Here is a 19,731-nt window from a genome sequence, read left to right as displayed (position 1 = left end):
CACGGGCCCGGCTACTTGATCATGTAGATCGTGGCGAAGAGGCCGATCCAGACGACATCGACGAAGTGCCAGTAGTAGGACACGACGATGGCCGCGGTCGCCTGCTCATGGGTGAACCTCCGAGCCGCGTAGGTGCGGGCCAGGACCAGCAGGAAGGCGATCAGGCCGCCCAGCACATGCAGTCCGTGGAAGCCGGTGGTCAGGTAGAAGACCGAGCCGTAGGCGTCGGACGAGAGCGAGAGGCCGTAGTGCTTGACCAGCTCGGTGTACTCGGTGACCTGACCACCGATGAAGACGGCACCCATGATGAAGGTGACGATGAACCACATCCGGAGCTTCTTCACATCACCGCGCTCAGCGGCGAACACGCCGAGCTGGCAGGTGAGGGAGGAGAGCACCAGGATGGTGGTGTTGGCGGCCGAGAACGGGAAGTTGAGGGTGTCAGCCTTCTCGGTCCAGAACTCGGCGCCGGTCACCGATCGCAGGGTGAAGTACATCGCGAAGAGGGCCGCGAAGAACATCAGCTCGGAACTCAACCAGATGATGGTTCCGACGCTGGTGAGGTTCGGCCGATTGACCGACGGGTGCGCGTGCCCGGTTTCTACTGTCGTTGCTGTCGCCACGACCGACATTATGTCGGTCGCTTATCCCGCCCTCACTCCGGGGGGTGCCGTTCGGAGTGTTCGCAGCGTGTGTACTGCCCGGATGGCCGATCGCGGGGGCCCCACCGGGGGTTCGAAGGGGGATTCGGGCGGGGATTCGGGCGGGGGATCGGGCGTGGGTTCGGCGAGGGTTCGACCGGTGATCGGGCCGGTGATCAAAGGGGTGTTCCCACAGGTGTTGACAGGGTGGGGGAAGGAGTAGCATCCGCGGCATCGGGCACCGCTGCCCGTGGTCACGCCGAAGTCACGGAGGAAGCATGCAGCCGACCGCCACCGTGCTGGTCTACAGCGACGACTCCACCACCCGCGCGCAGGTGCGGCTCGCCGCGGGGCGGCGGCCGGCGCCGGATGTGCCGCCGGTGCGGTTCCTGGAGTGCGCGACGCCCGCGGCGGTACTGGAGGAGCTGGACAAGGGCGGGATCGATGTGGCCGTGCTGGACGGCGAGGCCGTGCCCATGGGGGGCATGGGGCTGTGCCGGCAGCTCAAGGACGAGATCTTCGAGGCCCCGCCGGTGCTGCTGCTGATGGGGCGGCCCCAGGACGCCTGGCTGGCGACGTGGTCACGGGCGGACGCGGCGGTGACGCTGCCGGTGGAGCCGGTCGAGTTCGCGTCGGCGTTGGCGTCGCTTTTGCGGGATCGGAAGTTGCAGAGCGCGTAGGGGGCGGGGCCGTCGCCTGATCGGGCGGGTGCGGGGAAGCTGTGGCTGGTCGCGCAGTTCCCCGCGCCCCTGAAAGCCCCTACACCTGTTCCGGCCTCAAACGCAGGGCGTCCTCCGGCTTGGGGCCGTCGGGGGTGCCGCCCAGGAGGGCGCTGCCGGTGCGCCAGTCCTTCCAGTCGAGGTTCCAGTCGCCGAAGCCGTTGCCGAACGGCTCCATCGAGTCGCCCCACGAGTTGACGACCTCGACGACATCGCCCTCACCGAAGTTCTCGAAGAACCAGGCGGCGTTGCCGGTGCTCATCCCGACGCAGCCGTGGCTGACGTTGCGGACCCCGTGGTCGCTGATGGACCAGGGCGCGGCGTGCACGTACTCGCCGCTCCAGGTCACCCGGGTGGCCCAGTAGACCGGCAGGTTGTAGCCCTCGGAGGAGCTGGCGGAGATGCCGACGCTGGAGCCGCGCATCCGGACGAAGTACTCCTGGCCCAGCACCACCTTGACGCCGTTGCGGGTCTCGAAGCCCGGTTTGCCGGTGGTGACCGGCATCGACATGATCTCCTCGTCGTTGCGGTAGACGGTCATCCAGTGCGCGCCCGCGTCGGCGACGGCGACCAGCTTGTCCCGGGTGGTGAGCTTCAGCGGGTCGGCCTTGCCGCCCCACAGCCGGTCGTTGATCTTGATGCCGTTGAGGTTGCTGCGCACGTTGATGGTGGCGTTGGAGGGCCAGAACTCCTTGGCCCGGAAGTGCAGCTCCTGGTCGTTCACCCAGTGCCAGGCGCCCTCCACCCCGGGCTTGGCGGTGATCTTCAGACCGCGCTCGACGATCCGGCGCTGGGCCCGGTCGGCGACCGGCTCGCTCAGCTCGGCGACGATGGGCTGGCCGACGCCGTAGTCGCCGGAGTCCGGGCCGAAGATGACGTCCAGGCGCTTCTGGCTGCGGGGTTTGCCGGTGTCGAAGGTGTGGGTGCGGCGGCCGGGCTTGCCGTCCTCGTTCTCGGTGCTCACCCGGACCGTGTAGCGGGCGTCGGCGGCCAGCGGGGAGGTGCTGTGCCAGCGGCGGCCGTCGGCGGAGAGTTCGCCCGCGAGATAGCGCCCGGCGCCGTCCACCGCGGTGACGTCGGTGATCCGGCTGCCGCCGTCGGCGGTGACGTCCAGGGGTTTGGCGGGGTCGGCGAGCTGCGGCTTGGGTTTCTCGCCCGGCTTGGCCTTCTCGCCGGGCTTCTGTTTCTGCCCGGCCGGCTGGGCGCCGGGGGATTCGGCCGTGCCCTTGGCGGGCTCGGCGGTGGCGTCGGTGGTGGCGCCCTGGAAGGAGACGTGATCCGCAGCGTCGTACGGCGTGGCCGCGAGCGGGTTGCCGTCGCTGCCGCAGGCGGTGACGGTCACGCCGAGGGCCATCACCAGCAGCGTGCAGCCGACGACGGTACGGGTGCGCGGAGAGGTGCTCATGGCTTCACGCTAGGAAGCCTCGGCCGGTCCGGCGCGTTCAGTGAGCCGTGCGGGGGACGGAGTGCGGCAAACGCGCGAGCCCGGACGCTCCTGACGGAGTGTCCGGGCTCGGTACCGGCCGGGGAACGGCCGGGTGGGGCGGGGTGGCGCTACTGCGTCTGGTTCTCGCCGCGGTAGTACTCGAAGACCCAGCCCCAGAGGCCGATCAGGATGATCGGGAGGGAGAAGTACAGCAGCCACCAGCCGACCGCGATACCGAGGAAGGCGAGCGCGCCACCGACGCCGAGGGCGAGCGGCTGCCAACTGTGCGGGGAGAAGAAGCCCAGCTCACCGGCGTCGTCCGCGACATCGGCCTCTTCGTTGTCCTGGGCACCCGCGTCGACCCGCCGGGCGGTGAAGCCCAGGTAGAAGCCGATCATGATGCACATGCCGAAGGCCAGGAAGAGCGCCGTGGTACCGACCGGCTCCTTCGACCACACGCCATAGACGATCGCCATGGCGAGGACGAAGACGCTCAGCCACATGAACATCTTGCCCTGGATCTTCACTTGCCGGCCTCCTTGCCGCCGCCCGCGATGGCGCCGGGCTCGTGACCGCCGTGGCCGAGCTGGTCGAGCGCGGCGATCTCCGGGTGGTGCAGGTCGAACGCCGGGGATTCGCTGCGGATCCGCGGCAGGGTGAGGAAGTTGTGCCGCGGCGGCGGGCAGGTGGTCGCCCACTCCAGCGAGCGGCCGTAGCCCCAGGGGTCGTCGACCTCGACCTTCTTGCCGTACTTGGCGGTCTTCCAGACGTTGTAGAAGAACGGCAGGATCGACGCGCCGAGGATGAACGAGCTGATGGTCGAGATCATGTTCAGGGCGGTGAAGCCGTCGGCCGCCAGATAGTCGGCGTACCGGCGCGGCATGCCCTCGGCGCCCAGCCAGTGCTGGACCAGGAAGGTGCCGTGGAAGCCGACGAACAGGGTCCAGAAGGTGATCTTGCCGAGCCGTTCGTCCAGCATCTTGCCGGTCCACTTGGGCCACCAGAAGTGGAAGCCGGAGAACATGGCGAAGACGACGGTGCCGAAGACGACGTAGTGGAAGTGGGCCACCACGAAGTACGAGTCGGAGACGTGGAAGTCCATCGGGGGCGAGGCCAGGATGACGCCGGTCAGACCACCGAAGGTGAAGGTGATCAGGAAGCCGGTGGCCCAGAGCATCGGTGTCTCGAAGGACAGTGACCCCTTCCACATCGTGCCGATCCAGTTGAAGAACTTCACACCGGTCGGTACCGCGATGAGGAAGGTCATGAAGGAGAAGAACGGCAGCAGCACACCGCCGGTGACATACATGTGGTGGGCCCACACGGTCACGGACAGACCGGCGATGGCGATGGTCGCGGCGATCAGGCCCTGGTAGCCGAACATCGGCTTGCGGGCGAAGACCGGGATGACCTCACTGATGATGCCGAAGAAGGGGAGCGCGATGATATAGACCTCTGGATGGCCGAAGAACCAGAAGAGGTGTTGCCATAGCAAGGCTCCGCCATTGGCCGAGTCGAAGATATGGGCGCCGAACTTGCGGTCCGCCTCCAGGGCGAAGAGGGCGGCGGCCAGCACCGGGAAGGCGAGCAGGACCAGCACACCGGTCAGCAGCACGTTCCAGGTGAAGATCGGCATCCGGAACATCGTCATGCCGGGGGCGCGCATGCAGATGATGGTGGTGATGAAGTTGACCGAGCCGAGGATGGTGCCGAAGCCGGAGAAGGCCAGGCCCATGATCCACATGTCGGAGCCGATACCGGGCGAGCGCACGGCGTCGGAGAGCGGGGAGTAGGCGAACCAGCCGAAGCTCGCGGCGCCGTTCGGGGTGAGGAAGCCGCCCACCGCGATCAGCGAACCGAAGAGGTAGAGCCAGTAGGCGAACATGTTCAGCCGGGGGAACGCCACATCCGGGGCGCCGATCTGGAGCGGCATGATCCAGTTGGCGAAACCGGCGAACAGCGGCGTCGCGAACATCAGCAGCATGATCGTGCCGTGCATCGTGAACGCCTGGTTGAACTGCTCGTTCGACATGATCTGAAGGCCCGGCCGGGCCAGCTCGGCGCGCATGAAGAGCGCCATCACGCCGCCGATGCAGAAGAACGCGAACGAGGTGACCAGGTAGAGCGTGCCGATGGTCTTGTGGTCGGTGGTCGTCAGCCACTTCACCACGACGTTGCCCGGTTGTTTGCGGCGCACCGGCAATTCGTCCGCGTAGTGCGAGGCGGGCGCTGGCGCCGCCCCGCCCTGGGGTTCGTTGATGATGCTCACAGCTGGTTCGTCTCCCGGTCCTTCTCGGCCTGGGTCTGCTCGATGCCGGCCGGCACGTAACCGGTCTGCCCCTGCTCGGCCAGCTCCCTGAGGTGCTGCTCGTAGCGCTCTTCGGAGACGACCTTCACGTTGAACAGCATCCGGGAGTGGTCGACGCCGCACAGCTCGGCGCACTTGCCCAGGAAGGTCCCCTCCTGGTTGGGGGTCACCTGGAAGGCGTTGGTGTGCCCGGGGATGACGTCCTGCTTCATCAGGAACGGCACCACCCAGAAGGAGTGGATGACGTCCCGGGAGGTCAGCACGAAGCGGACCGTCTTGCCCTCGGGCAGCCACAGGGTCGGGCCCGGGTTGTTGGTCTGCGGGTTGCGCTCACCCGGCGTGCCACAGGAGTAGACGCCCCCGGCGTTGTCGGGGAATGCCTCCTTGTAGCGGGTGGGGATCGCGTCGAGTTCCTTCGCCGTCTTGGCGTCGCCGCTGGAACCCTCGACGTTCTCGATGTAGTTGAAACACCAGCTCCACTGGAAGCCCACCACGTTGACCGTGACGTCGGGCTCCTTCTCCAGGCTCAGCAGCTTGGATTCGTCGCGGGCCGTGAAGTAGAAGAGGACCGACACGATGATGATCGGCACGACCGTGTAGAGGGCCTCGATCGGCACGTTGTACCGGGTCTGCGGAGGGACCTCGATCTTGGTGCGGCTGCGCCGGTGGAAGATCGCGCTCCAGATGATGAGGCCCCACACCAGCACGCCGACGGCGAGCGCGGCGGCCCACGAGCCCTGCCACAGGGAGAGGATCCTCGGAGCCTCTTCCGTGGTCGGGGTGGGCATACCGAGGCGGGGGAAGTCCTCCCATGTGCAACCGGTGGCGGTCGCCAGGACCAGGCCCGCGGTCAGTGCCTGGAGCAGCGCGCGCCGCACGGGGCGCCGCGGCTTGGGGGTACCGCCCACGCCCTTCAGGCCGTGGGGGAGGTCGGAGCCGTTGGGACTCACGTAGCGCCTTCCCGAGAGTCTCGCCCGCGCGGTTGGCTGCGGCCTGCCTTCTCGCTGGTCGGTCGCCGCCCTGCGTCGGGCAGGGGTTTGGATGTTTATGCGGACCAAACCCTAGCCGACCGTCTCCGACGGTTCGCGGGGAGGGGGGCCCTTGTCATCGGGGTTCGCTGGTTTGGCCGGGTGCCGCGCGGTGGGGGCTGGTCGCGCCCCGCGGCGGAGCCGCAATCGATACAGCCCCGCGCCCCTTGGCGGCGTGGGTGTGACCCGGCGATTTAGCGTGGGCCCATGACCTACTTCGACGCTGCTTCCGGCAGTCCTCTTCATTCTGTTGCGCGGGAGGCGTTGGTTGCCGCTCTTGATGACGGGTGGGCCGATGCTTCGCGGTTGTACAGGGAGGGGCGGCGGGCCCGGATGCTGCTGGACGCTTCGCGGGAGACGGTCGCGGAGGCGGTGGGGTGCCGGGCGGACGAGGTGGTGTTCACCTCGTCGGGGACGCGCGCGGTGCACACCGGGATCGCGGGTGCGCTGGCCGGGCGGGGGCGAGTTGGCCGTCACCTGATCGTGTCGGCGGTCGAGCATTCGTCCGTACTCCATTCGGCCGAGGCGCACGAGGCGGCGGGCGGTACGGCCGTCCGGGTCGGGGTGGACCGTACGGGGGCGGTGGCGGCCGGGGAGTACGCGGCGGCGCTGGGCGCGGATACCGCGCTGGCCTGTCTCCAGTCGGCCAACCACGAGGTGGGGACGGTGCAGCCGGTGGCCGAGGTGGCGGCGGCGTGCCGGGCGGCGGGGGTGCCGCTGCTGGTGGACGCCGCGCAGTCGCTGGGGTGGGGGCGGGTGGAGGGGGACTGGTCGCTGCTGACGGCCAGTGCGCACAAGTGGGGCGGGCCGCCCGGGGTGGGGGTGCTGGTGGTGCGCAAGGGGGTGCGGTTCGCGCCGCAAGGCCCGTCCGACGAGCGGGAGTCCGGGCGGGCGCCCGGGTTCGAGAACCTTCCGGCGATCGTCGCGGCGGCGGCCTCGCTGCGGGCGGTGCGGGCGGTGGCGGCCGGGGAGGCGGTACGGCTGCGGGAGCTGACGGAGCGGATCCGGGCGCGGGTGGCGCGGGAGGTGCCGGATGTGGAGGTGGTCGGCGATCCGGAGCGGCGGCTGCCGGGGATCGTCACCTTCTCCTGTCTCTATGTCGATGGGGAGGCGCTGCTGCACGAGCTGGACCGGGCGGGGTTCTCGGTGTCGTCCGGCTCGTCCTGCACCAGCAGCACGCTGACGCCCAGCCATGTGCTGCGGGCGATGGGGGTACTGAGCGAGGGCAATGTGCGGGTGTCGCTGCCGCCGGGGGCAGAGGAGGGGGAGGTGGAGCGGTTCCTCGCGGTGCTGCCGGGGGCGGTGGCGGGGGTGCGGGCGCGGCTCGGGGCTCCCGAGCCCGCGGTGGCCGGGGCGGGTGGCGCGCTGGTGGTGGACGCGCTGGGCAAGCTGTGCCCGCTGCCGGTCATCGAGCTGGCCAAGGTGATCGAGCGGGTCCCGGTGGGCGGGACGGTCCGGGTCCTGGCGGACGACGAGGCCGCCCGCCTGGACATTCCGGCGTGGTGCGCGATGCGGGGTCAGGAGTACGCGGGGGAGGAACCGGCGGAGAGGGGAACGGTGTACCTCGTCCGCCGGATCCGGTGACCGGAGTCGGTCGGTGCCGGTGACCCGAACCGGTCGGTGCCGGTGGGTCGGCTCGGTCGGTCCCGGCGACCCGGCTCGGTCGGACCCGGCGACCCGAACCGGTCCGCCTCGGCGACCGCGCTGGGCCGAACCCGGCGACCAGGCTGGGCCGAACCCTGTGACCGGGCCGAGCCGAACCCTGGTGACCCGGCTCAGCCCAGGTGGGTCCGGACCTCTTCCGCTGCCTCGTGGCCGTACGCCTTGGTGAAGCGGTCCATGAAGTGCGCCCGGCGCAACTGGTACTCCTGGGTCCCCACCGTCTCGATGACCAGCGTCGCCAGCATGCAGCCGACCTGCGCCGCCCGCTCCAGCGAAACCCCCCAGGCCAGCCCGGACAGGAACCCGGCGCGGAAGGCGTCGCCGACGCCCGTGGGGTCGGCCTTGCGCTCCTCCTCCGCGCAGCCGACCTCGATCGGGTCCTCACCGGCCCGCTCGATCCGCACCCCGCGCGCGCCCAGCGTGGTGACCCGGTGGCCGACCCGGCCGAGGATCTCCTCGTCGCTCCAGCCGGTCTTGGTCTCGATGAGGCCCTTCTCGTACTCGTTGGAGAAGAGGTACGCGGCGCCGTCCAGCAGTATCCGGATCTCCTCCCCCGGCATCCGGGCGATCTGCTGGGAGAAGTCGGCGGCGAACGCGAGGGAGCGCGTCTTGCACTCCTCGGTGTGGCGGAGCATCGCCTCGGGGTCGTCGGCGCCGATCAGGACCAGGTCGAGGCCGCCGATCCGGTCGGCGACGGTCTTCAGCTCGATGAGACGGGCCTCGCTCATCGCGCCGGTGTAGAAGGAGCCGATCTGGTTGTGGTCGGCGTCGGTGGTGCAGACGAACCGGGCGGTGTGCAGGGTCTCGGAGATCCGGACGGACTCGGTGTCGACCCCGTGCCGGTCCAGCCAGGCCCGGTACTCGCCGAAGTCGGCGCCCGCCGCGCCGACCAGGACGGGCCGGGTGCCGAGCTGGCCCATACCGAAGGCGATGTTGGCGCCGACCCCGCCCCGGCGGACATCGAGCTTGTCGACCAGGAAGGACAGCGAGACCGTGTGCAACTGGTCCGCGACGAGCTGGTCGGCGAAGCGGCCGGGGAAAGTCATGAGGTGGTCATTGGCGATGGAGCCGGTGACTGCGATGCGCACGGCGTGGACGCTCCTGAGGGGAGGGTAAGTGACAGTCAACGCTACCGGGTCGGCCCGGCGCCGCTGAAGCGGGCAAAACTACCCGATAGTAGATCTTTCTTCGCAGGCTCCACCGTGCTTACGGTGCCGCTATGACGAACCTCAAGGCCCACTCCCCCGCTCCGGCCGACCTCGAAGGCGACCTCGCGTCGCTGCGCGGGGACGGCGCCCGGATGGCCCCGCACTACCCGGTGCCGGTGCGCGGCGCGGCGAGCCCGGTGCCGCCGTCGCTGATCCACGGGGTGACCGTGCCGCCGGGGTCGGCGCGGCTGCTGGCCGCGATGTCCGAGTACGGCGACTGACGGCTCCGCCGGGAACCGTGCGCTCCCCTGCCGCGTCCCATCGGCGCCCCCTGTCCGGGGGAACTGGTATACGACCGTCCGGGTCGTCCGGGAGAGCTGAACGGCCGAAGGAGCGATGCGGTGAGCACCGAACGACCCGACCACCCCGAGAACCCCGACCACGCCGAGCACCCCGTACCGGAGAAGCCGGAGAAGGGGGAAGGTGGGGAGGGCTCGGCAGCCCCGGAATCCGGCACAGCCCCGGAACCCGACACACCCCCGCACCCCCCGGAAAGCCCCGTACCCCCGGCCCCCCGCCCCGCCCGGCATCGCTCCCTCGCGTTGATCACCTCTGTCGCCGCCGCCGTGCTGATGGTCGGTGGCGGGGGGCTGTATCTCGCCACCTCCGCCGGGGACCCGGCCGTGCGGGACGCCGGCACCGGGGCGCCCGCCGGGGACGGGGCCGGTACTCCCCCGCCGCTCGCCCTCGACGGGTACGGCGGGCCCAGCGGTGTCGCGCCGGGTGAGCCGGATCCCGGTGGGGGTGTGTACCGGGCCGAGGGGACCCTGCCGAAGGGGCCGGACTCCGCCGCCGTGTACCGGCCCTCGGGGGACATCGGGGCGGCGGACGTGACCCGGCTCGCGGAGGCGCTCGGGATCGAGGGGACGCCGGTCGCCGAGGCGGACGCCTGGCGGATCGGCGGGCAGGACGGCCAGGGGCCGAGTCTTTCGGTGGGGCGGCAGGCGCCGGGGGCCTGGTCCTTCGTCCGGTACACCGCCGGTCCGGACACCTGCCTCAGTCCCACCAAGTGCGCGACGACCCTGCCCGGACCCGGCGCGACCGCCGACCCGATCAGCGCGGCCGAGGCGCGGGAGCTGGCCGGGCCGGTGCTCAAGGCGGTGGGGCAGGACGACGCGTCGCTCGACACCGGGCAGCCCGTGGCCCCCCACCGGACCGTGACCGCCGTGCCCCGGGTCGGCGGCCTGCCCACCTACGGCTGGAACACCCAGCTCACCATGAGCGCGCAGGGCGAGGTGGTGGCCGGCAGCGGACAGCTCGGGACACCGGTCGAAGGGGACACGTACCCGGTGCTGAGCGCGCAGGAGACGCTGCGGCTGCTGAACGCCGCGCCGGGGAACGGCGAGGTAGGGATCGGCGGCTGCGCCGAGCCCGTACCGCTGGAGGGGACCGCGCCGCCGGACCCGGTCTGCGATCCCGCCACCACCCTGCCGGGCAAGGGGGCGCAGGAGGCGGTCACCGTGCGGGACGCGGTGTTCGGGCTGGCGTCGCACACGGTGGCGGGGCGGTCGGCGCTGGTGCCGTCGTGGCTGTTCGAGGTGCGGGCGGCCGGGGCGGCGGACGCCTTCACGGTGACCCATCCGGCGGTGGATCCGGCGTATCTGGAGAGCCCCGCGCAGCCGTCGGGGGGTGCGGCGCAGAGCCGGGACGTGCCGGTCGAGGGGTACACCGCCGAGGGGCGGGAGCTGACGGTCCGGTTCACCGCCGGAGTGTGCGCCGACTACGCGGTGTCGGCCGAGGAGAGCGGCGGTGAGGTGCGGGTGACCGTGACCGAGACGCCCTGGCCGGACAAGGTGTGCATTCTGATCGCCGAGATCCGGCACGAGACCGTACAACTGGACGAGCCGCTGGGCGGGCGGGCGGTGCTCGGCCCGGACGGGGAGGCGGTGCCGCTGGAGAAGGCGGGGGCGCGGCTGCCGGAGTAGCGGCGGCCCGGATACGGCGAAGGCGGCGGGCGCCCGGGGTGACCGGGTGCCCGCCGCCTTCGCGCGTACGGCTTAGTTGAACGAGTCGCCGCAGGCGCAGGAACCCGTGGCGTTCGGGTTGTCGATGGTGAAGCCCTGCTTCTCGATGGTGTCGACGAAGTCGATGGTGGCGCCGCCGAGGTAGGGGGCGCTCATGCGGTCGGTGACGACCTTGACACCGCCGAAGTCCTTCGTCACGTCGCCGTCGAGGGAGCGCTCGTCGAAGAAGAGCTGGTAGCGCAGGCCGGAGCAGCCACCGGGCTGGACGGCGACGCGGAGCGCGAGGTCCTCACGGCCTTCCTGGTCGAGCAGGGCCTTGACCTTGGCCGCCGCGGCTTCGGTCAGCACGATGCCGTCGGTGACGGTGGTGGTCTCGTCCGATACGGACATCTACATCTCTCCCGGGTTGTACGGAGACTGCTTGGAGACTGCTTGCCGACGGTTCAACCGGCGGGCCGGCGGTTCTATTCCGGGCCGGGGGCCGTCTTTTCGAGGGCTTGCCCGTGATGCCGATTCCCCTTTCATGCTCGCACATACCGCGACGGGGATTCACGTCACATCGACGCTATGGACATCGTCAAACTGACATGAAGCGGTTATGATAGATAGCGTCAAATAGACGAGAAGTATGTGCAGAACAGAAAGGGTGTGTGTCGTGACCACCGCCCCGACGCAGGACCTCGACGTACAGCCGACCCCGCTCGCCCTGCTGCTCCTCGGCCGGGAGGCCGACCCGCGCAGCGAGCGCGGAGTCGAGTGTCCCGGCGACCTGCCCTCACCGTCCGACCCGGATCTGGTCGAGCGGGCCCGCGCGGCCAAGGAGAAGCTCGGCGACAAGGTGTTCGTGCTCGGTCACCACTACCAGCGGGACGAGGTCATCCAGTTCGCCGATGTCACCGGCGACTCGTTCAAGCTGGCGCGGGACGCCGCCGCCCGCCCCGAGGCGGAGTACATCGTCTTCTGCGGTGTGCACTTCATGGCCGAGTCGGCGGACATCCTGACCTCCGCCGACCAGAAGGTGGTGCTGCCCGATCTGGCCGCCGGGTGCTCGATGGCCGACATGGCGACGGCCGAGCAGGTCGCCGAGTGCTGGGACGTACTGACCGAGGCCGGGATAGCCGGGCAGGTCGTGCCGGTGTCGTACATGAACTCGTCCGCCGACATCAAGGCGTTCACGGGCAGGCACGGTGGCACGATCTGCACCTCCTCCAACGCGAAGCGTGCCCTGGACTGGGCCTTCGAGCAGGGCGAGAAGGTGCTCTTCCTGCCCGACCAGCACCTCGGCCGCAACACCGCGGTGCGGGACATGGGGATGTCCCTGGACGACTGCGTGCTCTACAACCCGCACAAGCCGAACGGCGGGCTGACCGCCGACGAGCTGCGCGCGGCGAAGATGATCCTGTGGCGCGGGCACTGCTCGGTGCACGGCCGCTTCAGCCTGGAGTCGGTCAGGGATGTGCGCGAGCGGATCCCGGGGGTGAAGGTGCTGGTGCACCCGGAGTGCCGGCACGAGGTGGTGGCCGCCGCGGACGAGGTCGGTTCGACGGAGTACATCATCAAGGCGCTGGAGGCGGCCCCGGCCGGGTCGAAGTGGGCGATCGGCACCGAGCTGAACCTGGTCCGGCGGCTGGCGAACCGGTTCGCCCCGGAGGGCAAGGAGATCGTCTTCCTGGACCGTACGGTCTGCTTCTGCTCGACCATGAACCGGATCGATCTGCCGCATCTGGTGTGGGCGCTGGAGTCGCTGGCCGAGGGGAATCTGGTCAACCGGATCGAGGTGGAGGCGGAGACGGAGGCGTTCGCCAAGCTGGCGCTGGAGCGGATGCTCGCGCTGCCGTAGCCGGTGGTGGTGGCAGTGGCGGTGGCGGTGGCGGTGGCTCAAGGGGTGCCCCGTGGGGGAGGGCACCCCTTGAGTCGTTTGTGGCCGGGGGTCGGGGGGTCGGGGGGCGCTCAGCAGTACAGGTTGGCGCCCGGGGACACCCCGAGGATGCCGGTGAAGCGGTTGTACGCGTCGACCCGGCTCTGCACCTGGGCCGGGTTGCGGCCGTCGCACTCCAGCGAGCCGTTGATGGAGCGGATGGTCTGGCCGAAGCCGGCGCCGTTGACCATCGCGTTGTGGCCGGTCATGGTGCCGGGGCCGGTCTGGGTGTTCCAGTACCACAGGCCGGTGCGCCAGGCGACGGAGGCGTCGTTCTGCACCAGCCAGGGGTTGTTGAGCAGATCCAGGCCGAGGGCGAGACCGGCGGCCCGGTAGTTGAAGTTCCAGCTCAACTGGATCGGGCCGCGGCCGTAGTAGGCGGCCTGTCCGGCCGGGCAGCCGTAGGACTGGCTCCAGTCGCAGTAGTTGGGGTAGTTGGCGGTGTTCTGCTCGACGATATGGACCAGGCCGCCGGTCTCGTGGTTGACATTGGCGAGGAAGGCGGCGGCCTCCTGCTTCTTGACGGTGTCGCTGCCGGTGGTGGCGAAGGCCGGGTAGGCGGAGAGGGCGGCGACCAGTCCGCTGTAGGTGTAGAAGGAGTTGCGGCCCGGGAACATCTGGTTGAACTGGGCCTCGGTGACCACGAATCCGCTCGGGGTGCCCGGGCCGCCGGCCGCCGGGGCGGTCCACTTCTGGGCGGTGCTGCCGTTGCAGGTCCACAACTGGAGCCGGGTGCCGTTGGCGCTGTTGGCGCCGGTGACGTCCAGGCACTTGTTGGCCTGCGGGTTGACGATGTCCCGGGCGGCGGAGACGGTCCAGCGCTGGGCGCCGGAGCCGTTGCAGTCCCAGAGCTGGATCCGGGCGCCGTCGGCGGTGGAGCCGCCCGAGACGTCCAGGCACTTGCCGAGTGCCCGGATGGTGCCGTCGGAGCCGACGTTCCACTGCTGGGCGGCGCTGCCGTTGCAGTCGTAGAGCTGCACGGCGGTGCCGTTGGCGGTGCCGGCCGCGGCGACGTCCACGCATTTGCCCGCCAGTCCGCTGATCTGGCCGGTGGCCGCGGCGGCGGGCTGCGCGGGCAGCACGCTCAGAAGGGCGACCATCAGGGTGCCGGCTGCCACCGACGCCGTACGTCTCCAGCGTTGTGCGATGCCCATGCCTTACCTCGTCTGCTCAAGTGGGGGATGGAGGAGGAGGGTTGGGAGTCGCCGGAACGCCGCACCTCTCACCACTTCTTTTAAGGCTTGAGGGAATTGGGCGTCAAGACTTTGGCCTAGACCAAGTGAAACGGAAGGCCCCCGCCCCGGGCGCGGGAGCGCTCGGGGCGGGGGCCGGTGGCGGCCGTACGGCTGACGGAGGGTCAGACTCCGGCGGGCTCCGGGGACTTGCCGGGGCCGGAGGGGCCGGAGGGGCCGGAGGGACCCGAGGGACCGGAGGAGCCGGAGGGGCCCGAGGACCCGGAAGGGCCGGAGGAATCCGGGGAGTCCTCGGAGCCGGACCCGGAGTCGGACCCGGAGTCGGAGTCGGAGTCCGAGCCGGATGCCGGGTCGTCGCCGGAGGGCTCCCCGCCCGCCCGCTTCGCCGCCCGCTTCTTCGCCCGGCGCTCCTTGCGCAGCTCCAGCATCGCGTAGAGCGTCGGGACCAGCAGCAGGGTCAGCAGGGTCGAGGTGATCAGACCGCCGATCACCACCACCGCCAGCGGCTGGGCGATGAAGCCGCCCTCGCCGGTGATGCCCAGGGCCATCGGCAGCAGCGCGAAGATGGTGGCGAGGGCCGTCATCAGGATCGGGCGCAGCCGGTGCCGGCCGCCCTCGATCACGGCCTCGACCACTCCGTACCCCTGCTTGCGGTACTGGTTGATCAGGTCGATCAGCACGATCGCGTTGGTGACCACGATGCCGATCAGCATCAGCATGCCGATCATCGCCGGGACGCCCATCGGGGTGCCGGTGAGGATCAGCAGACCGATCGCGCCGGTCGCCGCGAACGGGATGGACACCAGCAGGATCAGCGGCTGGACCAGCGAGCGGAAGGTCGCCACCAGCAGCATGAAGACGATCGCGATGGCCGCGAGCATCGCCAGCGCCAGATTGCCGAAGGCGTCGTCCTGGTCGGCGGTGACGCCGCCGATCTCGGCGGTGGCCCCGGCGGGCAGCTCCAGGTCGTTGATCGCGGTGTTCAGATCGGCGCTGACCGCGCCGGTGTTGTCGGCGGTCGGCTTGGCGGTGACCGTGGCCGAGCGCTGGCCGTCGATGCGGGTCATGGAGACCGGGCCGTCCACCAGTTCGACGGTGGCGATGTCACCGAGCTTCACCGGGCCGAGCGGCAGCGCCCTCAGCTCGGCGAGGGTGGTGGCGGGCCGCTCCGCCTTGATGACGATGTCCCGCTCGGTGTCGTCCAGGGTGGCCTGTCCGGCGGTGGTGCCGCGCACCGCCTCGGCGACGACCGCGCCGAGGGTCTGGTCGGTGAACCCGGCCCCGGCCGCCCGCTCATTGGCCCGCACCGAGATCCGGGGCACGCTCTCGGCGAGATCGCTGGTGACATCGGTGACGTCGTCCAGCTCCGCCACGGCCTCGCGGACCTGCTCGGCGGCGGTGCGCAGGGTGTCGGCGTCGGCGGCCTTGACGACCACGCTCAGGTCCTGGCTGCCGAAGCCGTCACCGGCCGCGATGGTGGTGGTGCCGATGCCGTCGAGCTTCGCCAGCTCGCTGTCGATGCGCTCCTCGACATCCTCGTAGGAGGCGGACTCCTCCAGCATCACGGAGTAGTTGGCCTGGTTGGTGTCGGTGCCGCCGCCGAAGGCCGCCAAGAAGCCGGACGAGCCGACGGTGACCTGGTAGTCCTTGACGCCCTCGGTGCGGCCGAGGACCTCCTCGACCTTCTTGGCCTGGGCGTCGGTGGCCGCGAGGCTGGTGCCGGGCGCCAGCTCCTGGCGGATGCTGAGCACCTCCTGGTCGCCCGGGTCGAAGAAGTTGGTCTTCAGCAGCGGCGCCATCCCGAAGGTGCCGAGCAGCACGACGACCGCGAGAGCGGCACTGGTCAGGCGCCGCCGGGTGGCGAACCGCAGGACCGGCACATACAGACGCTGGAGACGGCTCCTGGCCTCCTTCTCCTCCGCCAGCCTGCGCGCCTCCTCGGCGTCCTCGGGGGTGCCCTTCGGCGCCCGCAGGAACCAGTACGACAGCACCGGTACGACGGTCAGCGAGACCAGCAGCGAGGCCAGCAGGGCGGCGGTGACGGTGAGGCTGAACGACCCGAACAACTGGCCGACCATGCCGCCGACCAGGCCGATCGGCAGGAACACGGCGACCGTGGTGAGGGTGGAGGAGGTGACCGCCCCGGCGACCTCCCGGACCGCGGTGAGGATCGCCGACTCGCGCTCCTCGCCGTAGCCGAGATGGCGCTTGATGTTCTCCAGGACGACGATCGAGTCGTCGACGACCCGGCCGATCGCGATGGTCAGGGCGCCCAGGGTGAGCATGTTCAGGGAGAGGTCGCGGGTCCACAGCACGATCAGGGCGAGGACCACGGACAGCGGGATGCTCACCGCGGTGACCAGCGTGGAGCGGATCGACGCGAGGAAGACCAGGATGACCAGGACCGCGAAGACCAGACCGAGGGCGCCCTCGGTGGTCAGGCCCTGGATGGACTTGGAGACCGCCGGGCCCTGGTCGGAGACGACGGTGACATCCGCGCCGGAGCCGAGGTCCTCGCGCATCTGCCCGAGCTTGTCCCCGACCTCGTCGGAGATGGCGACCGCGCTGCCGTCCTGGTCCATGGTGACCGCGACGGCCAGGCTGGGCCTGCCGCCGGTGCGGGTCAGGGAGTCGGCGGTGGCCTGCCGCTGCTCGACCTCGGCGACGTCCCCGAGGCGGACCGGGTCGGCGCCGGGCTCGCCGGTGACCATCAGGTCCTCGATCTGCTCCAGCGAGGTGAAGCCGCCGCCGACCTGGACGGTGCGGTTGGCGCCGTCCTCGTCGAAGGAGCCGGCCGGGACGGTGGCGCCGCCCGCCTGGAGCGCCTGGGCGAGGGACTGGGTGGTCAGCCCGGCGCGGGCCAGCTCCGCGGTGTCGGGGGTGACGGCGACCTGGAGGTCGCGGACCCCGTCCACGGTGACCTGGCCGACGCCGTCGATGCCCTCCAGGGTCGGGACGACGGTCCGCTCCAGTCGGTCGGCCAGCGCCTGCTGGTCCTCGTCGGAGGTGACGGCGAGGACGACGGTCGGGATGTCGTCCGTCGAACCGGCGATGACCTGCGGGTCGACCTCGTCCGGGAGCATCACCCGGGCGCGGTTGACGGCCTGCTGGACATCGGCGACCAGTTGCTGGGTGTCACGGCCGTAGTCGAAGGACGCCATGATCACGGCGTTGCCCTCGCTGGCGGTGGAGGTGACCGCGGTGATGGCGTCGACCGCTTCGAGGTTGTCCTCGATGGGTTCGACGACCTGCTTCTCGACCACGTCCGGGGAGGCGCCCTGGTAGGGCGCGATCACCGACACCATGGGCAGTTCGATGGTGGGCAGCAGTTGCTGCTTGAGCTGCGGGATCGCTATCGCCCCGAAGGCGAGCGCGATGAGGGACATCAGCCCTATCAGGGCGCGTTGCGCGAGGCTGAATCTGGACAGCCAGGACATGGGTCGGCGTCTTTCTTCCGGGACCGGGGGACGGGGCTGCGGACGGGGACGACCGTCCGCGGGTCGGCGATGACCGTCCAGCGGACGGGAACACCTGTCCACTCCCCCACCCTGGGCCATCGGTGGGGCCCGATCCGTCGCTCCCAGGTCCAGATCCTTATGCCGCGCATACTGCGGGTGGAGTAGGAGGCGACCCGGGTCACTCCACCCTTGGACGGACCAGGCCCGATTCGTAGGCGATGACCACCAACTGGGCCCGGTCGCGGGCACCGAGCTTGGCCATGGCCCGGTTGACATGGGTCTTCACGGTGAGCGGACTGACCGAGAGCCGCTCGGCGATCTCGTCGTTGGAGTGTCCCCCGGCGACCTGCACCAGCACCTCGCGCTCCCGTCCGGTCAGCGCCTGGAGCTTCTCGGCGCGGGCCGGGTCGCGCTCGGCGGCCGAACCGTCGCCCTGGGCGAGGAAGCGGGCGATCAGGCCCTTGGTGGCGGCCGGGGAGAGCAGCGCGTCCCCGTTGGCGGCGAGCCGGATGGCGCTGAGCAGTTCTTCGGGCTCGGAGCCCTTGCCGAGGAACCCGGAGGCCCCGGCGCGCAGCGACTGCACCACGTAGTCGTCGACCTCGAAGGTGGTCAGGATGACGATCCGGACCTGGGCGAGGGTGGGGTCCGCGCTGATCATGCGGGTGGCGGCGAGTCCGTCGGTGCCGGGCATCCGGATGTCCATCAGCACCACGTCCGCCCGCTCCGACCGGGCCAGCAGCACCGCCTCGGCCCCGTCGGACGCCTCCCCGACCACCTCCATGTCCGGTTCGGAGTCCACCAGCACCCGGAACGCGCTGCGCAGCAGGGCCTGGTCGTCGGCGAGGAGCACCCGGATGGTCATGCGCGGACCGCCCCTATGAGCGGACGGAGGGCGGCGCGTACGGTCATCTGGGCTCCCCGGTGGGCACGGGCTTCGCGGTCCTGACCGGCAGGATCGCATGGACACGGAAGCCGCCGCCGTAGCGGGGGCCGGTGGTGAGGGTGCCGCGCACGGCGGTGACCCGCTCGCGCATCCCGAGCAGCCCGTGGCCGCCGCCGGGCGGGGGGACGGTGTCGTCCCCGGTGCCGTCGTCCAGCACGGTGATCTCGATGCTGGGGCCCACCCGGACCACGCTGACCTCGGCCTTCGCCTGGAGTCCGGCGTGTTTCTGGACGTTGGTCAGGGCTTCCTGGATGACCCGGTAGGCGGCCAGGTCGACGGCGGCGGGCAGGGTGACGCCCTGGTCGGCGCGGGCCACCTCGACACTGAGCCCGGCGTTGCGGAAGGTGGCGAGGAGCGCGTCCAGCACGGCGAGGCCGGGGGCCGGTTCGGTGGGGGCCTCGGGGTCGTCGGACTGGCGCAGCAGACCGACGGTGGCGCGCAGTTCGTTCAGCGCGGAGCGGCTGGCCTCGCGGACATGGGCGAGGGCCTCCTTGGCCTGGTCGGGCCGTCGGTCCATGACATGGGCGGCGACCCCGGCCTGCACATTGACCAGCGCGATGTGGTGGGCGACGACATCGTGCAGATCGCGGGCGATCCGCAGCCGCTCCTCGGCGACCCGGCGGCGGGCCTCCTCCTCCCGGGTGCGCTCGGCCTTCTCGGCCCGGTCCCTTATGGCCTGCACGAAGGCGCGGCGGCTGCGGACGGCGTCCCCGGCGGTCGCGCCGATCCCGGTCCAGGCGACGATCCCCAGGTTCTCCTGGGCGTACCAGGGCAGCGGCCCGGCGAGCATCGCGGAACCGGCGAGGGCGGCGGTGGTGAGCAGGGCGACCCGCCAGGTGGTGGTCCGGTCGGTGCGGGCGGCGACGGTGTAGAGGGCGACGACGGCCGCCATGGCGACGGGGGCGCGGGAGTCGCTGGAGACGTTCTCCAGGACGGTGAGCGCGCCGGTGGCGGCGAGGACGGTGAGGGGGGCGCGGCGGCGGAAGACCAGGGCGGCGGCGCCGAGCGTCATCAGGACCAGGCTGAGGGTGTCGGGGGTGCGGATGCCCCAGGTGACGCCGTGCTTGCCGTGGGAGTCGGTGAAGGATCCGGCGATCATGCACACCAGCACGGCCACGGCCAGGGCCGCGTCGAGCGCCAGGGGGTGGGCGCGGATCTGGCGCCGGGCGCGGTCGAGTGTGCTCACGGAGATTTACGGTAACCCGGGCGGGGGGCGGTGCGTAGGGGCCGGTGCGGGGGGTGAGCGGGGTCTCCCGGGGCGGG

Annotated in this window: 16 protein-coding genes; 5 read left to right on the top strand and 11 right to left on the bottom strand. The window is 70.8% G+C overall.

The genetic code is table 11. The annotated features are described in order from the left end of the window. Window positions 1-11: 11 nt before the first annotated feature. Window positions 12-632, bottom strand: a complete 621-nt coding sequence (locus tag AB0O01_RS14165; RefSeq protein WP_365313203.1) for a heme-copper oxidase subunit III — start codon at window positions 630-632, stop codon at window positions 12-14. 287 nt (window positions 633-919) lie between these two features. On the opposite strand from AB0O01_RS14165, the gene AB0O01_RS14160 reads away from it, so the two are divergent. Next, entirely contained in the window at window positions 920-1,321 is a 402-nt protein-coding gene (locus tag AB0O01_RS14160; protein ID WP_365313201.1) for a hypothetical protein, read from the top strand. Window positions 1,322-1,400: 79 nt separating this feature from the next. Here AB0O01_RS14160 and AB0O01_RS14155 read toward each other — a convergent pair whose 3' ends face one another. The 4 genes from AB0O01_RS14155 to coxB all read right to left on the bottom strand — a co-directional run bounded on the left by AB0O01_RS14155 (window position 1,401) and on the right by coxB (window position 6,044). Further along, window positions 1,401-2,765, bottom strand: a complete 1,365-nt coding sequence (locus AB0O01_RS14155; protein WP_365313200.1) for an Ig-like domain-containing protein — start codon at window positions 2,763-2,765, stop codon at window positions 1,401-1,403. A gap of 149 nt (window positions 2,766-2,914) precedes the next feature. Then, entirely contained in the window at window positions 2,915-3,313 is a 399-nt protein-coding gene (locus AB0O01_RS14150; RefSeq protein ID WP_365313198.1) for a cytochrome c oxidase subunit 4, read from the bottom strand. Continuing rightward, window positions 3,310-5,055 (bottom strand): cytochrome c oxidase subunit I, encoded by a 1,746-nt coding sequence (ctaD, locus tag AB0O01_RS14145; RefSeq protein WP_365313196.1) that lies wholly within the window; start codon window positions 5,053-5,055, stop codon window positions 3,310-3,312. The genes AB0O01_RS14150 and ctaD overlap by 4 nt, the downstream gene beginning before the upstream one ends. Then, window positions 5,052-6,044, bottom strand: coding sequence for a cytochrome c oxidase subunit II (coxB, locus tag AB0O01_RS14140; RefSeq protein WP_365313194.1), 993 nt, complete (start codon window positions 6,042-6,044; stop codon window positions 5,052-5,054). The genes ctaD and coxB overlap by 4 nt, the downstream gene beginning before the upstream one ends. Window positions 6,045-6,329: 285 nt before the next feature. Between coxB and AB0O01_RS14135 the strand changes: the two genes are divergently transcribed. Continuing rightward, entirely contained in the window at window positions 6,330-7,706 is a 1,377-nt protein-coding gene (locus AB0O01_RS14135) for an aminotransferase class V-fold PLP-dependent enzyme (RefSeq protein ID WP_365313193.1), read from the top strand. A 191-nt stretch (window positions 7,707-7,897) separates the two neighbouring features. On the opposite strand, the gene AB0O01_RS14130 is transcribed toward AB0O01_RS14135, so the two are convergent. Further along, window positions 7,898-8,872 (bottom strand): carbohydrate kinase family protein, encoded by a 975-nt coding sequence (locus AB0O01_RS14130; protein WP_365313191.1) that lies wholly within the window; start codon window positions 8,870-8,872, stop codon window positions 7,898-7,900. Window positions 8,873-9,003: 131 nt separating this feature from the next. Between AB0O01_RS14130 and AB0O01_RS14125 the strand changes: the two genes are divergently transcribed. Continuing rightward, the gene (locus AB0O01_RS14125; protein ID WP_365313190.1) at window positions 9,004-9,213 is read left to right on the top strand and encodes a hypothetical protein; all 210 of its coding nucleotides are present in this window, start codon (window positions 9,004-9,006) and stop codon (window positions 9,211-9,213) included. A 120-nt stretch (window positions 9,214-9,333) separates the two neighbouring features. Next, entirely contained in the window at window positions 9,334-10,917 is a 1,584-nt protein-coding gene (locus AB0O01_RS14120; RefSeq protein ID WP_365313189.1) for a hypothetical protein, read from the top strand. 72 nt (window positions 10,918-10,989) lie between these two features. On the opposite strand, the gene AB0O01_RS14115 is transcribed toward AB0O01_RS14120, so the two are convergent. Beyond that, complete coding sequence (locus AB0O01_RS14115) at window positions 10,990-11,346, bottom strand: iron-sulfur cluster assembly accessory protein (protein ID WP_365313187.1); 357 nt, start codon at window positions 11,344-11,346, stop codon at window positions 10,990-10,992. A 265-nt stretch (window positions 11,347-11,611) separates the two neighbouring features. On the opposite strand from AB0O01_RS14115, the gene nadA reads away from it, so the two are divergent. Continuing rightward, a complete protein-coding gene (nadA, locus tag AB0O01_RS14110) occupies window positions 11,612-12,796 on the top strand; it encodes a quinolinate synthase NadA (RefSeq protein ID WP_365313185.1) in 1,185 nt (394 codons plus the stop codon). Between the two features lie 110 nt (window positions 12,797-12,906). Here nadA and AB0O01_RS14105 read toward each other — a convergent pair whose 3' ends face one another. The 4 genes from AB0O01_RS14105 to AB0O01_RS14090 form a co-directional block, all read right to left on the bottom strand. Beyond that, the gene (locus AB0O01_RS14105) at window positions 12,907-13,974 is read right to left on the bottom strand and encodes a lectin (protein WP_365313737.1); all 1,068 of its coding nucleotides are present in this window, start codon (window positions 13,972-13,974) and stop codon (window positions 12,907-12,909) included. A 257-nt stretch (window positions 13,975-14,231) separates the two neighbouring features. Further along, window positions 14,232-17,504, bottom strand: a complete 3,273-nt coding sequence (locus AB0O01_RS14100; protein WP_365313183.1) for an efflux RND transporter permease subunit — start codon at window positions 17,502-17,504, stop codon at window positions 14,232-14,234. Window positions 17,505-17,703: 199 nt separating this feature from the next. Beyond that, window positions 17,704-18,387, bottom strand: coding sequence for a response regulator transcription factor (locus AB0O01_RS14095; RefSeq protein WP_365313182.1), 684 nt, complete (start codon window positions 18,385-18,387; stop codon window positions 17,704-17,706). 43 nt (window positions 18,388-18,430) lie between these two features. Next, entirely contained in the window at window positions 18,431-19,654 is a 1,224-nt protein-coding gene (locus AB0O01_RS14090; RefSeq protein WP_365313180.1) for a histidine kinase, read from the bottom strand. Between the last annotated feature and the right edge of the window lie 77 nt (window positions 19,655-19,731).

Source organism: Streptomyces sp. NPDC093252 (assembly GCF_040683675.1).
Lineage (GTDB): Bacteria > Actinomycetota > Actinomycetes > Streptomycetales > Streptomycetaceae > Streptomyces.
This window is presented reverse-complemented; position numbering and strand designations above follow the sequence as displayed.